The sequence below is a fragment of the Arthrobacter sp. KBS0703 genome, from assembly GCF_002008315.2.
In the GTDB taxonomy this organism is placed as follows: Bacteria; Actinomycetota; Actinomycetes; order Actinomycetales; family Micrococcaceae; genus Arthrobacter.
Genome location: NZ_MVDG02000001.1, coordinates 2,324,586 through 2,337,205 on the forward strand (window position 1 = coordinate 2,324,586; position 12,620 = coordinate 2,337,205).

The 12,620-nt window shown below is 65.5% G+C and carries 16 protein-coding genes; 6 read left to right on the forward strand and 10 right to left on the reverse strand.

The features are described from left to right. The first annotated feature begins 3 nt into the window (after positions 1–3). Both B1A87_RS10925 and B1A87_RS24645 read left to right on the forward strand, forming a co-directional pair. Entirely contained in the window at positions 4–498 is a 495-nt protein-coding gene (locus B1A87_RS10925) for an SIMPL domain-containing protein (RefSeq protein WP_313902470.1), read from the forward strand. Continuing rightward, positions 495–650, forward strand: coding sequence for a hypothetical protein (locus tag B1A87_RS24645; RefSeq protein ID WP_313902471.1), 156 nt, complete (start codon positions 495–497; stop codon positions 648–650). The genes B1A87_RS10925 and B1A87_RS24645 overlap by 4 nt, the downstream gene beginning before the upstream one ends. Positions 651–681: 31 nt before the next feature. On the opposite strand, the gene pcp is transcribed toward B1A87_RS24645, so the two are convergent. Beyond that, positions 682–1,323: a pyroglutamyl-peptidase I gene (gene pcp, locus B1A87_RS10930; protein ID WP_078026471.1), complete on the reverse strand. Its 642-nt coding sequence runs from the start codon at positions 1,321–1,323 to the stop codon at positions 682–684. 102 nt (positions 1,324–1,425) lie between these two features. Here pcp and B1A87_RS10935 point away from each other — a divergent pair, with 102 nt between their 5' ends. Then, on the forward strand, positions 1,426–2,562 hold the full coding sequence (locus B1A87_RS10935) for an Rv2578c family radical SAM protein (protein ID WP_078026470.1): 1,137 nt from the start codon (positions 1,426–1,428) through the stop codon (positions 2,560–2,562). A 96-nt stretch (positions 2,563–2,658) separates the two neighbouring features. Here B1A87_RS10935 and B1A87_RS10940 read toward each other — a convergent pair whose 3' ends face one another. From B1A87_RS10940 to B1A87_RS10955, 4 genes are all read right to left on the reverse strand, one after another. Continuing rightward, complete coding sequence (locus tag B1A87_RS10940; RefSeq protein ID WP_078026469.1) at positions 2,659–3,462, reverse strand: MetQ/NlpA family ABC transporter substrate-binding protein; 804 nt, start codon at positions 3,460–3,462, stop codon at positions 2,659–2,661. A 47-nt stretch (positions 3,463–3,509) separates the two neighbouring features. After that, complete coding sequence (locus B1A87_RS10945; RefSeq protein ID WP_078026468.1) at positions 3,510–4,211, reverse strand: methionine ABC transporter permease; 702 nt, start codon at positions 4,209–4,211, stop codon at positions 3,510–3,512. Further along, positions 4,208–5,188, reverse strand: a complete 981-nt coding sequence (locus B1A87_RS10950; RefSeq protein ID WP_078026467.1) for a methionine ABC transporter ATP-binding protein — start codon at positions 5,186–5,188, stop codon at positions 4,208–4,210. The genes B1A87_RS10945 and B1A87_RS10950 overlap by 4 nt, the downstream gene beginning before the upstream one ends. Before the next feature lie 149 nt (positions 5,189–5,337). Next, positions 5,338–5,796 (reverse strand): (deoxy)nucleoside triphosphate pyrophosphohydrolase, encoded by a 459-nt coding sequence (locus B1A87_RS10955; protein WP_078026466.1) that lies wholly within the window; start codon positions 5,794–5,796, stop codon positions 5,338–5,340. Positions 5,797–5,965: 169 nt separating this feature from the next. Here B1A87_RS10955 and B1A87_RS10960 point away from each other — a divergent pair, with 169 nt between their 5' ends. Then, positions 5,966–7,174 (forward strand): MFS transporter, encoded by a 1,209-nt coding sequence (locus B1A87_RS10960; RefSeq protein WP_078026465.1) that lies wholly within the window; start codon positions 5,966–5,968, stop codon positions 7,172–7,174. A gap of 49 nt (positions 7,175–7,223) precedes the next feature. Here B1A87_RS10960 and B1A87_RS10965 read toward each other — a convergent pair whose 3' ends face one another. Then, entirely contained in the window at positions 7,224–8,177 is a 954-nt protein-coding gene (locus tag B1A87_RS10965; RefSeq protein WP_078026464.1) for a cation diffusion facilitator family transporter, read from the reverse strand. A 230-nt stretch (positions 8,178–8,407) separates the two neighbouring features. Between B1A87_RS10965 and B1A87_RS10970 the strand changes: the two genes are divergently transcribed. Further along, a complete protein-coding gene (locus B1A87_RS10970; protein ID WP_078026463.1) occupies positions 8,408–8,674 on the forward strand; it encodes a GlsB/YeaQ/YmgE family stress response membrane protein in 267 nt (88 codons plus the stop codon). A gap of 98 nt (positions 8,675–8,772) precedes the next feature. On the opposite strand, the gene B1A87_RS10975 is transcribed toward B1A87_RS10970, so the two are convergent. From B1A87_RS10975 to infC, 4 genes are all read right to left on the reverse strand, one after another. Continuing rightward, the gene (locus tag B1A87_RS10975) at positions 8,773–9,684 is read right to left on the reverse strand and encodes an RNA methyltransferase (RefSeq protein ID WP_078026462.1); all 912 of its coding nucleotides are present in this window, start codon (positions 9,682–9,684) and stop codon (positions 8,773–8,775) included. A gap of 52 nt (positions 9,685–9,736) precedes the next feature. Continuing rightward, on the reverse strand, positions 9,737–10,213 hold the full coding sequence (gene rplT, locus B1A87_RS10980; protein WP_078026461.1) for a 50S ribosomal protein L20: 477 nt from the start codon (positions 10,211–10,213) through the stop codon (positions 9,737–9,739). A gap of 118 nt (positions 10,214–10,331) precedes the next feature. After that, the gene (gene rpmI, locus B1A87_RS10985; protein WP_009358635.1) at positions 10,332–10,526 is read right to left on the reverse strand and encodes a 50S ribosomal protein L35; all 195 of its coding nucleotides are present in this window, start codon (positions 10,524–10,526) and stop codon (positions 10,332–10,334) included. 281 nt (positions 10,527–10,807) lie between these two features. Next, complete coding sequence (infC, locus tag B1A87_RS10990) at positions 10,808–11,773, reverse strand: translation initiation factor IF-3 (RefSeq protein WP_260680792.1); 966 nt, start codon at positions 11,771–11,773, stop codon at positions 10,808–10,810. A gap of 381 nt (positions 11,774–12,154) precedes the next feature. Here infC and B1A87_RS10995 point away from each other — a divergent pair, with 381 nt between their 5' ends. Further along, positions 12,155–12,541 carry a DUF1844 domain-containing protein gene (locus tag B1A87_RS10995; protein ID WP_078026460.1) on the forward strand — a complete coding sequence of 129 codons (387 nt, stop codon included), beginning with the start codon at positions 12,155–12,157 and terminating at the stop codon, positions 12,539–12,541. The last annotated feature ends 79 nt before the right edge of the window (positions 12,542–12,620 follow it).

The following is a 12,620-nucleotide window of genomic DNA, read 5'->3' on the forward strand; positions in this document are numbered from 1 at the left end:
GGGTTGTCCAGGACCGTCACGGTCACGGGGACCGGAACGGCTGAGGCTGTCCCGGACCAGCTGACCATCTCCGTCGGTGTGGAATGCCGGAGGGAGAACGCCGGAGAGGCGTTCACGGCCGCAGGCGCGGCGTCCGCCGCGGTGGCAACGGCGCTGCGCGGCCACGGCGTCGACCACCGTGACATCAGCACGTCCGGCCTGAATGTCCGCGCCGATGTGATCTGGCAGGAGGGACAGGGCCAGAAAGTCACCGGCTATGTGGCGTCCAGCGTGCTGAGCGTGCGTCTCCGTAACGTGGCGGCCGCAGCCGAGAGCATAGCCGCGGCTGTGGAGGCCGGCGGGAACGACGTGAGGCTGGACGGGCTTCAGCTGGGCTTCACGGACGCGGCGGCCGTGACGGCGTCGGCGCGGGAGGCGGCCTGTCTCTTATACACATCTCCGCGTCCTCGGCTGCGCAGTTCGCCGCACTGGCCAATGCGGAGCTGGGCGACGTCGTGACCGTCTCAGAGCACCCCGCGTCCTCCGCCCCCGTCCCGGTGGCAAAGATGGAGCCCGCGTTTGCCACCGACGCGGTGGCCGTGGAAGCGGGTACGGCCGCTGTGAGCGTCACCATCACGGTGCAATGGGGGCTGCGGCAGCGGACGGGCTGACTTGGCTGAAGCGCCCCGGCGAGTGGCTGAGCTAGTGGGTACTGCCCGCTGCCAGCTTCGGGTCCGGCCGCTGCGCCAGTGAGGCGCGGACGACGACGGCGATCGCCTCCGCCATCGACTCCAACGGCATCGACGGGGCGGCGCTTCCCTCCGGCACCTGACCGGTTTCAAACGGGACGTGGACGAACCCGCCGCGGACGCCGGGTCGCGACGCGAGCGCGTGCATCAATGCATAGAAGGTGTGGTTGCAGACGTAGGTTCCCGCCGTCTGCGAAACCTCCGCGGAAAATCCGGCCGTGGTCACGGCCAGGAGCGCCGCCTTCACCGGCAGTGAGCTGAAGTACGCGGCCGGCCCGTCCGCAACGACCTGGCAGTCCACCGGTTGGTTGCCGGCGTTGTCCGGAATCGGCGCGTCTTCGCAGTTGATGGCGATCCGCTCGAGGGATACCCGGTCGCGGCCTCCCGCCTGGCCAATGCACACCACCAGCTCCGGCTCGAGCGCATCGAGGGCATTGCCGAGGGCAGTGGCCGCGGCACCGAAGACACACGGCAGCTCCACCGCCTCCACGGCCAGGCCTTCTCCCCGGAGTATGGTCCGGGCATGCACGGCCGCCCCCCACGACGGGTTTGCGGCGTGGCCGCCAAAAGGTTCAAACCCGGTGAGCAGGATCATGGACCAAGCGTAGCGTCCCGCCCTCCATCGATGCCGGGCGGCCGGGCGAAACACCGGCCACGGACCTTGACTTAAATTCGAACATACCTTCGAATGGAGTGCATGAGATGGGACGCACAGGCACTCCGACCCAGGCTCGGCGAGCAGCCGGGAGAACAAGGATCCAACAGCACGGGCACCGCCGCCCCTGCCGCGGAACCGCTGCTGCCACTGGCCGGGCTTGTGCGGTCCGTCTCCACCCCTGAATTTGCCGGGGTCACCTTCCATGAGGTCACTGCCAAATCGGTGCTCAACAAGGTGGCTGCCGGTTCGCGGATGCCCTTCGAGTGGACGGTCAACCCGTACCGCGGCTGCAGCCACGCGTGCGTCTACTGCTTCGCCCGCAAGAGCCACACCTATCTGGACTTCGACGCCGGCCTGGATTTCGACAGCCATGTGGTGGTCAAGATCAACGCCGCTGAAGTCCTGCGCAAGGAGCTGGCCAAACCCTCGTGGGGGCGGCAGCACGTCGCCCTCGGAACCAACACCGACCCCTACCAGCGTGCCGAGGGCCGCTACAGCCTGATGCCGGGAATCATCGGGGCACTGGCCGACTCCGGCACTCCCTTGTCCATCCTGACCAAGGGGACCCTGCTAGCCCGCGACATTCCACTGCTGAAGCACGCGGCCGCCCAGGTCCCGGTGGGCATCGGGATCTCGCTGGCCATGACGGACGAGCGGCTCTCGGAAGCCGTGGAACCCGGCACCCCCGGGCCGCGGGCCCGGCTCAAGCTCGTATCGCGGCTTCGCGACGCCGGGCTGCCGTGCGGGGTGATGGCCATGCCGATCCTGCCCTGGCTGTCGGATAGCGACGAAGCCCTGGACTCCCTGTTCGGCGCCCTGGCCTCCGCCGGCGCCACCGGAGTCACGGCCGGAGCTCTCTACTTGAAACCCGGCACGCGCGAATGGTTCATGCAGTGGATCGCCGCGCGCCACCCGGAACTGGCCGGACGGTACCGCAGGCTGTACGGCACAGGCTCCTACGCGTCAAAGGAATACCGCGAGTGGCTTGCAGGCAGGATCCGCTACTTCAAGGCCCGCCATGGTTTTTCCGGTTCACACGGGTTCAGCCACCGCGACGTCGACGATCCCCGCGGCGAAGAGGCGCAGTACCCGGCCGGCAGCATACCCCTGGACGGTGCCGGCAGGGCGGCCCAGGCCGGCGCTGCGCCCGCAGCTTCCCAGCCGACACTTTTCTGAACGGAAGTACCCCCGGGGACTGCCAGGCCGCAAAACAGACAACGAAGGGCAGGACGCTGAACCGTCCTGCCCTTCGCCAGTTCCTGCCGGCCGGTACTAGCTGGCCGGAATGACCAGGCCCTTGTACTTTTCCTGGAGGAAGTCCTTCATGTCCTGCGACGTGAGGATCTTGTAGAGCTTCTGCACGCGGGGATCGTCCTTCATTTCAGACTTGACCGCGAGAACGTTGTAGTAGGCGCTGTCCTTGCCTTCGACGAGGAGCTGCTTGTCGGCGGTGAGGCCGGCCGGAAGGGCGAAAGCCAGCGTGACGATCGCGGCGTCCTTGTCGTTGAGCGCCTGCGGAAGGCTGGCGTTTTCAATCTCGGTGAACTTCAGGTTCTTCGGGTTCGCCTTGACGTCCTTGAGCGTGATGGGGTTCTCGGCGACCTCGATGAGCCCCTTGGACGCGAGCAGCTTCAACGCGCGCGACTCGTTCGTGGGGTCGTTGGGGATCGCCACTGACGCGCCGGCGGGGAGTGCGTCCAGGCTCTTCACGTCATTGGAGTACAGGGCCATCGGCGGCAGGTACACCTTGCCCACGCTCACCAGGTCCTTGCCGGAGGCCTTGTTGTATGTCGCGAGGAATGTGGTGTTCTGGAAAAGGTTTGCGTCGATGTCGCCGTCACTGACGGCGGGGTTCGGCGTGTTGTAGTCGCTGAACTCCTTGTAGTCGACCGTGAGGCCTTCCTTGGAGGCGAGCTCCCGCTGGACGTGCTTGAGCATGTCGCCGGCGGGCACCGCGAGGGCACCGACCTTGATGGTTCCCGAAGGTGCGGATGAGCCTCCGCTTCCGCAGGCGGAGAGGGCAAGGATGGCGGCCGCGCCGAGTGCGGCCGCCTTGAGGATGTTCGATCGGATCATGGTTTTCTTTCGGAGATGGAGCGGTGGGGATGAAACCGGGGAGGAGGTCAGCGGTGGGAAAGCCTGCGGGCGGCGAAGTTTCCCAGGGACTGGAACAGCTGGACGAGCAGGACAAGCAGGATGACGACGCCGAACATGTACTCGGGGCTGTAGCGCTGGTAGCCGTAGCGGAAGGCAACATCGCCCAGGCCGCCGCCGCCGACGGCACCGACCATCGCCGAGTATCCGATCAGCCCCACCACCGTGGTGGAGAGACCCAGCGCCAGGGCGGGCACGGCCTCGGCAACGAGGACCTTGGTGAGGATGGTCCACCGCGTGGCACCCAGTGATTGGGCGGCTTCGACCAGGCCGGTCGGCACCTCGCGGATGCCGATTTCGACGAGCCTGGCGAAGAAGGGCACGCCGGCAATCGTGAGCGGGACAATGGCAGCAGTGGGGCCGATAAACGATCCCACCAGCAGGCGGGTGAAGGGGATGAGCAGGATCATCAGGATGATGAAGGGAATGGAGCGCCCCATGTTCACGAGGACGTCGAGGACCCGGTTGAGCGCAATTCCGAGAATCCGGCTTCCGAACGGCTTGCCGAGCAGCCCGCCTGCCTCCGTCGTGACAAGCAGCACGCCGACTGCGAGGCCGAAGACAATTGTCAGCAACAGGCTCACGCCCACCGTGTAGAACGTCTCCCCCGCGCCTTTGAGGATGGTGTCCAGCAGGTCGGCCCAGAAATAGGGGTCGTTGCGGTCGATCACTTGATTACCTCCACGAAAAGTCCCTGCGAACGCAGGTCGGCAACAGCAGCGTCGACGGTTTCCTGGTCACCGGGAAGTTCCAGCCGGGTCCGGCCGGTCTGGCGCCCGTGGATGGTTTCCACGGCGGCACCGAGGATCCCGACGTCGAGCCCGTGCTGGCGCGCCAGCTGGGCGATCACAGGGCGGTCGGTCGGGATGCCGGTGAAGGTGATTTCGACAACCGAGCCCGAGGTTTCGGGGATTTCGCCCAACGGAAAGAGCGCCTGTCCGAGCAGGGACTTCTCGGTGGTCAGGAGTTTCTCGACCGGCCCCTGCTCAAGGATCCGGCCCTGGCTCATGACGGCCGCGGAATCACAGATTCTCTTGACCACGTCCATCTCGTGCGTGATCAGCAGCACTGTCAGCCCGAGGTCCTTGCTGAGCTGGCGGATCAGGTCCAGGATCTGGCGTGTGGTTTCGGGGTCCAGCGCGGAGGTGGCTTCGTCGCTCAGCAGCACGGTCGGGTTGGACGCCAGCGCGCGGGCGATCCCGACGCGCTGCTTCTGGCCGCCGGACAGCTGCGCGGGGTACGCGGCGGCTTTGCCCTGCAGCCCCACCAGTTCAAGGATCTCGAGGGCGCGCCGCCGGCGTTCGCTGCGGCCCGCGCCGGTGATTTCCAGTGAGAGTTCAACGTTGGCCTTCACGGTCCGGCTGCTGAGCAGGTTGAAGTGCTGGAAGATCATGCCGATGTCGTGGCGTGCTCGCCGCAGTTCGGTGCCCGCCAGACTCGTCATGTCCCTGCCCGCAACGTGGACACTTCCGGAGTCCGGCTGTTCCAGCGAGTTGATCGTACGGATCAGCGTGCTCTTTCCGGCACCACTTTGGCCGACGACGCCGAAAATCTCGCCCCGTTCCACGGTCAGCGTCACATCGTCAAGGGCGCGGACCTGCGAGGCCCCGGAGCCATAGCTCTTGACGACGCGGCTCACCGAGATCATGGGGCTCCTTTTAAGAATGCGTGGCAGTCCCCGTCGGAGATGTCCAAGGGGTGGACGCAGCGGCGGCGTCCAGCATATAGATTCTGCCAAGGCGCACACAGCCGCCCCAAATCCGAACAATACGCACGAATATGCGGCCGGGGGGCCAGTTAATTCCGGCGGATGGAGTCGGCGCGCACCGGGGCGGCCAGTGTTTTGAGCAGCGCCCGGACAATGGGGAGGTCCGCCGGGATCCACGGCAGCGTGAGAGCATCGTCACACTCACGGAGGCTGACCCACTGGAGTTCGTCATGGTCCTCGAGCGGAAGGGGCTCGCCCCCTGCGATCTCCGCGAACCACACGCGCATGGAAGCGCGCTCATTCAGCGGCCACCCCGTGCCGTCCGGAGCCTGCAGTTCAGCGCCCAGCCGGACGGTTATGCCCAGCTCCTCGTGAAGTTCCCGGTGCAGCGCAACCTCGGGGGCCTCGCCGGGTTCCACCTTGCCGCCGGGAAATTCCCACATGCCGGCAAACTGCGGGGGTGCCGTCCTCCGCGCGACGAGGAGCCGGCAGGGATCCGCCAGAGAATCAAGGACGGCGCCGCCCACCACCTGGATAAGTTCAGTCACGGCCCCAGTCTATGGGGCGCCATGCGGCAGAATGGAAAGAGCGGGAATACCGGCCGCGCCTTCGCCGTTGAAAATTCAGATCCAAAAATACGATTTGTTGCGCGCTTTTGCCGGTCCCGCCCGGCCCGCTGAGGCGGTTCACCACCTTACGTTCGCGAAAAGAAGGCACATGACGACCACTGTTACCGCGCCCGGCAAACTCAAGTCCGGCGCCACCCACCCGGGACTGGCCATCCTTGCCCTGGCCATGGGAGGCTTCGGCATCGGAGTCACGGAGTTCGCCATGATGGGGCTGCTCAAAGAGGTTGAGCTGGGGCTGGGCATCAGCACGCCGGAGGCCGGCCACCTGATCTCGGCCTACGCCCTGGGCGTCGTCATCGGCGCTCCCCTGCTGGCGGCCGTCGGCGCGAAGCTTCCGCGCAAGCACCTGGCGCTGGGCCTCATGCTGTTCTTCAGCGTCGCCAATCTGACGTCGTTCATCGCCCCCGATTACGGAAGCATGCTGGTGTCGCGCTTCGCCGCCGGGCTGCCGCACGGTGCGTTCTTCGGCGTGGCGGCCGTCATTGCGGCCTCACTCGTGGCACCCACAAAGCGGGGCTGGGCCATCTCGATGGTCATGGCCGGACTGACCGTTTCCAATGTCATCGGCGTACCCTTCGCCACGTGGCTCGGCCAGGCCTTCGGCTGGCGGCTGCTCTTCGTCCTGGTGGGAGCGCTCGGGCTGGTCACCCTGGCGCTGATCTGGCGGTTCGTCCCGTTCCAGACGGTGCACGCCGACGCCAGCATCCGCAGGGAACTGGGCGCGCTCAAACGCCCGCAGGTCTGGCTCGCCCTGATGATCGGCGTCGTCGGGTTCGGCGGGTTCTTCGCTACCTACACCTACATCGCCCACACCATGACGTCCGTAGCCGGCATCCCGTCGGCGCTGCTGCCGTTCGTTGTGGCCCTCTATGGCCTGGGAATGGTGGCAGGCAATATTGTGGGAGGCCGGATCGCGGACAAATCCGTCATGGGAACCATCTACCGGGTCCTGCCCGCCATCGCGGTTGCCCTGGTCGTTTACGCCGTCGCTGTGCACTGGCCGTGGTCGGCATTCGTGATGGTCTTCGTCGTGGGAGCGGCCGGTTCCATGCTGGTCCCGGCACTGCAGACCCGCCTGCTGGACGCGTCGCCGGACGCGCCGTCGCTGGCGTCCTCGCTCAACCACGCGGCATTGAACGTGGCGAACGCCCTGGGCGCCTTCCTGGGCGGCCTGGTCATCGCCTGGGGCTGGGGCTATGTCGCGCCCGCCCTCGTGGGGGCCGTGCTCGCCGTTCTGGGACTCGGCGTCGCGGTCCTCAGCGGCATGCTGGAACGTAAAAAGCCGCTGACCGCGTAACCAAGGGGCACGCGGCCAGCGGCCGGAAGACGGGATGGCGCCCGGGGTGTCAGGCTCCGGAGTCCCCCGCGAACGCCTGTCCGCTGGGCAGTTCAGCACGGTGCACGTCCGGCTCAAGGTAGATGACCCTGGCAATCGGCACGGCCGTGCGGATACGCGCTTCGGCGGCGTCAATGAGCCTGGCGATGTCCAGTCCGGACTCCGCGGCACCCACGGTGATCTTGGCGGCCACGAGCAGTTCCTCGGGCCCGAGGTGGAGGGTCTTGAGGTGGATGATGCCCGTCCCGTCGGACTCGATGGCCGCCCTGATCTTGGCAACGTCGTCCCGCGTCGCGGATTCACCCAGCAGCAGCGATTTCGTCTCCATGGCCAGGATGACGGCGATGGCCACGAGCAGCAGCCCGATCATGCCCGTGCCGAGTGCATCCCAGATGCCGTTCCCCGTGATCAAGGTCAGGCCGACGCCGAAGAGCGCAAACACAAGGCCAAGCAGTGCGCCCAGGTCTTCCAGCAGGATCACGGGCAGCTCGGGCTGTTTGGCGTTCCGCACGAACTTGACCCAGGTCTGGTTGCCGCGGATGTGGTTCGATTCGACGATGGCCGTCCGGAACGAGAAGGACTCAGCGATGATCGCGCCCACCAGCACGGCGAGCGGAACCCACCAGAAGTCGCCCTCGATGGCGTGCGGGTGCTGGATCTTTTCCCACGCCTCATACAGGGCAAACAGGCCGCCGACGCTGAACAGCACAATCGAGACGATGAACGCGTAAATGTAACGTTCGCGGCCGTAGCCAAAGGGGTGTTCCTCGCTGGCAGCCTTCTGGGCACGCTTTCCACCCACGAGCAGCAGGAGCTGGTTTCCGGAGTCGGCCACCGAGTGGATGGCTTCGGCCAGCATGGAGGACGACGTCGTCAGAATGAATGCGACGAACTTCAAGACAGCGATGGTCAGGTTTGCAGCCAGAGCCGCGACGATCGCCTTGGTACCGCCAGTTGCAGCCAAGGGAACTTCACCTCTTCACAGGAAATTACAAGGGAATGGATAGGCCGCCTACCGCAGCCGTCTAGTAAATACCGTACCCGGCCGGTCCGCGGCAGTGCACCAGGCATGACGCGCTGGCGCCACGAAAACCTTGAAACTAAGCGTGCTGACAAATAATCGTGCGCTGTGTTAGCTTGAAGCCATATCGGGACTGACACGAATCGATCCCGACGAATATGAAGGAGGAGACAATGGGTTTTCTTGCTTGGATTATTCTCGGCCTGATCGTAGGCGCAATTGTTAAGGCCGTTATGCCCGGTAGGGTTGGCGGCGGCTGGGTCACCAGCTTGGTATTGGGCGTCGTAGGCGCCATCGTTGGTGGCTGGATCGGCAGCCTTCTCTTCGGCAAGGGTGACCTGGCGTTCTTCGACCTCGGCACCTGGATCCTCGCCATTATCGGCGGCTTGGTAGTCGCCGGTGTCTACGGGGCCATCACCGGCCGCAACCGGACCACCTAAGACCACGAGGCGCTGGTCAGCCGGAAGGCATGCCAGCTGCACATAGGAAAGCGGGGACCCACCAGCCGGTGGGTCCCCGCTTTTCTTGCGCCGGGCGCTTACTTAGGCCCGGACGGGACCGGCTGCTGGGAACGGGCACTCGCGTAAAGGCAGACGGTGGCCGCGGTGCCGAGGTTCAGGCTTTCGGCTTCCCCATAGACCGGCACGGCCACCCGGTGGTCGGCCAGCGCGATCTCGTCCTCGGACAGGCCTTGGGCCTCGTTGCCGAAGAGCCAGGCCGTGGGGCTCTCCAGCGCATATACCGACTCGGCCGCCGAGGCCCCCAGGCGGCGGGCCGCGTTCTCGTCCTGGAGACGGTCCAGGTTCAGCTGGCCTTGGCCGTCCGCCGCGAGGACCCCGATGCCGCGTTCCTTGCAGCGGGCCACCAGGTCCCCGACCTCAGCGCCGAGCACCACGGGCAGGTGGAAGAGGGATCCGGCCGTCGAGCGCACGGCCTTGGGGTTATAGATGTCAACGCTGGAGGCTGTCAGGATGACGGCGTCGGCGCCGGCCGCGTCGGCCGCCCGGAGCACGGTTCCGGCGTTGCCGGGGTCGCGGACCTGGCACAGCACGGCAACCAGCTGCGGGCCGGCGTCGAGCACCTGCTCGAGGCCTACATCCAGGAAACCGCAGACCGCGAGAATGCCCTGCGGGGTGACCGTATCCGCCATCGCGGCCAGCACTTCGTCGGTGGCAAGGTATGCCGTGGTGCCCTCGGCGAGTGTCTCCAGATCCGGGTGCCGGTCCAGGCAGGACTCGCTTGCGTAGACCTCATAGACGATGCCGGGTTCCCCCGCGGCAACCCGCTTCTGATGCAGCGTCAGGGCTTCGCGCACGGCCTGCGGCCCCTCGGCCAGGAACTCGCGGCGCTTTAAACGGGCCGGGCGCCCGGCAAGCTGTGCCACCTTCCTCACCCGATCAGCTCGGGGGTTGGAAAGCGGAAAGTCTTGCGGGCGCCCGGTTTCGTTCATATAAGAACCTTAGTGGCAGTTGCCACCCGTCCTTGAACCACCTGTTGCTGTACTACTCGGCAGCGGCTGCAGCCGGCTTCTTCGCAGCAGTCTTCTTGGCGGCAGGCTTCTTAGCAGCCTTTGCCTTGGGAGCCGCAGCAGCTTCAGCCTTGACGGCGGGAGCGGACGTGTCGGCGGGCAGGGAGTCCTTGGCGACCTTGACCAGCGCGGCGAAGGCGTTGGCGTCGGAGACAGCCAGCTCGGCCAGCATGCGGCGGTCAACCTCGACCTCAGCGGCCTTCAGGCCCTGGATCAGTCGGTTGTAGGTCAGTCCGTTGGCGCGGGATGCAGCGTTGATGCGCTGGATCCACAGGCGGCGGAAGTCGCCCTTCTTCTTCTTGCGGTCACCGTAGCTGTACACAAACGAGTGCAGCAGCTGCTCTTTGGCCTTGCGGTACAGGCGTGAGCGCTGTCCACGGTAACCTTTGGCGCGTTCGAGGATAACCCGGCGCTTCTTGTGGGCGTTTACCGCCCGCTTCACACGTGCCACGTGCGTACTCCTTCAAAAATCTGCTCCCAAGCGTCTACTGCCGGTAACCCGGCCGGCCTGAGAAGGCTTATTGGTAGTTGACTGGTGCCAGGTGGCAGTCAGTCAGAATGCTTGGAAATTAGATGCCGAGCATCTTCCGGATGACCTTGGCGTCGCCCTTGAAGACGATCTTGTCGCCGGCGAGGCGGCGGGTCAGCCTGGAGGACTTGTGCTCGAGGTAGTGGCGGCGGTTGGCCTGCTGGCGGCGCAGCTTGCCGCTGCCGGTCAGCTTGAAGCGCTTCTTAGCACCACTGTGGGTCTTCATCTTCGGCATGGGAACCGATCTCCTAACGTATCCGCGGACAATGTCCGCAGTTCTTTCGTGCAGCCGCCCCTGCGGGCGGCATGCTGGTTGCTGACTGCCTGAAGGCGATACCTTCCGCAGTTGTGAACTAAGTGGTCTTCTTGCCTGCCGGCTTCGGCGTGGCACGCGGCGCGGGGCGCGCAGCGGGCAGATGTGTATAAGAGACAGGCCGGCCTGGCCACCGGCTTGGGCGGAGCAGGAACAGCTGCAGGCTTCGGCGCTGCCGGAGCAGCCTTCTCAGCCTCTGTCTCTTATACACATCTAGCAGGTGCTGCCGCCTTCGGTGCCACCGGCGCTGCAGCCTCGGGAGCAGCCGCCTTCGGAGCAACAGGTGCTGCCGCCTTGGGCGCAGCGGTTGCTGCCTTGGGAGCAGCCGCTGCGGGAGCCTCGCGCTTCGGCTCGGCCTCCTTGACAGCCTTGGGTGCTTCCGCCTTCGGGGCTTCAGCCTTCGGTGCTTCAGCCTTCGGTGCTTCCTCGGCGGGAGCTTCGGCAGCCGGAGCCGCTTCGGCCGGAGCCGAAGGCGCTTCGACGGCGGCTTCCGGAGCGGCCGTCTCAGCTGCTGCCGGGGCGTCCTGCACGGTTTCCTCCGTGGAAACCTGGAAGCCTTCCGGCAGAAGGTCGGCGAGCGACTGTGTCAGCGGTGCCTGATCGTCACCCGAGGTGTCGACGCGGCCCGATGCCTTCGCTTCGTTCTGGGCCTTGGCTTCGGCACGCTGCGTTGCACGGCGGGCTTCGGCCTTGGCCTCCGCCTTGTTCTTCAGCGGACCGATCACCATGACCATGTTGCGGCCATCGATGCGCGGGCTCGACTCAACCACGCCAACTTCATTGACGTCTTCGGCGAAGCGCTGGAGCAGGCGCAGGCCCATTTCGGGGCGCTGCTGTTCGCGGCCACGGAACTGGATCATGGCCTTGACCTTGTCCCCGGCTCCAAGGAAGCGCAGGGCGTGGCCGCGCTTGGTCTCGTAGTCGTGGGTGTCGATCTTCAGGCGGAACCGGATTTCCTTCAGAACCGTGTTGGTCTGGTTCTTGCGGGCCTCACGGGCCTTGACTGCGGCCTCGTACTTGTACTTGCCGAAGTCCATCAGCTTGCACACCGGAGGCTTGGCCTGCGGTGCAACTTCAACGAGATCAAGATCGGACTCGGCAGCCAGACGCAGGGCATCCTCAATACGGACGATTCCTACCTGTTCGCCGGCAGGGCCGACCAGCCGCACCTCAGGGACGCGGATACGCTCATTGATTCTTGGCTCGCTAATGTTAAAGCTCCTGTGTTCGTGATGGGTATTCCACCGGCAAAATAGAGAAGGCCCCCAATTGCCGGAGCAATCGAAGGCCTCGAGGATCGGATGCGCAGGCCCCGCAGGGACTGCACGCACTTTCCCAGGCTCCTGCCTGATGAAAACGCCCGACCTTTACCCGGCAACCTTGCTTCCCGTAACTACTCGGAAAAACGGCTGACGCGGGTGGGAGAGAACTCCGCTTGCAAACTGAATGTCAATTCTACAGAAAGATTCCCGCTTCCCGCACATTGCGGGCATTGGGTCTCATCCACGGCAAAATAACGACATCCAGTCGGTCTGTGACAAGCTTACCGTATGAGCACTCCAGACAGTAATTCACACGTTTACCAGGCCGCCGGAGACCAGGCCGATGTTTCCCAGCAGGTCCGCGACATCTCCGAGGTTCCGGCCATCGAGGTCATCACCACTGCCGCCGTGCACCTCATGAGCGCCGCCGCCGTGAAACTCGGCCTGGCTGCCGAAGAGAACGCAGAAGAACTCAAGGACCTGGACGAGGCCCGGAAGCTCATCACGGCCCTCGCCGGCCTGGTGACCGCAGCCGCTCCGGAGATCGGTTCCCAGCACGCCGGACCGTTGCGTGACGGCCTCCGCTCCCTGCAGCTCGCCTTCCGTGAAGAGTCGATCATCCCCGATCCTCCGGGCAAGGGCCCGGGCGAAAAGTACACCGGAGCAGTTAACTAAGTCCCACGAAGACATATCACGACGACGGCGGGCTGACCTTGGGAGGTCGGCCCGCCGTCGTTCTGTCTCGCGGGCAGTC

Coding starts and splice junctions, on each gene's coding strand:
- pcp (WP_078026471.1), bottom strand. CDS start 1,323: ATGATCCTGCTCACCGGGTTTGAACCTTTTGGCGGCCACGCCGCAAAC.
- B1A87_RS10935 (WP_078026470.1), top strand. CDS start 1,426: ATGAGATGGGACGCACAGGCACTCCGACCCAGGCTCGGCGAGCAGCCG.
- B1A87_RS10940 (WP_078026469.1), bottom strand. CDS start 3,462: ATGATCCGATCGAACATCCTCAAGGCGGCCGCACTCGGCGCGGCCGCC.
- B1A87_RS10950 (WP_078026467.1), bottom strand. CDS start 5,188: ATGATCTCGGTGAGCCGCGTCGTCAAGAGCTATGGCTCCGGGGCCTCG.
- B1A87_RS10960 (WP_078026465.1), top strand. CDS start 5,966: ATGACGACCACTGTTACCGCGCCCGGCAAACTCAAGTCCGGCGCCACC.
- B1A87_RS10970 (WP_078026463.1), top strand. CDS start 8,408: ATGGGTTTTCTTGCTTGGATTATTCTCGGCCTGATCGTAGGCGCAATT.
- B1A87_RS10975 (WP_078026462.1), bottom strand. CDS start 9,684: ATGAACGAAACCGGGCGCCCGCAAGACTTTCCGCTTTCCAACCCCCGA.
- rpmI (WP_009358635.1), bottom strand. CDS start 10,526: ATGCCGAAGATGAAGACCCACAGTGGTGCTAAGAAGCGCTTCAAGCTG.
- B1A87_RS10995 (WP_078026460.1), top strand. CDS start 12,155: ATGAGCACTCCAGACAGTAATTCACACGTTTACCAGGCCGCCGGAGAC.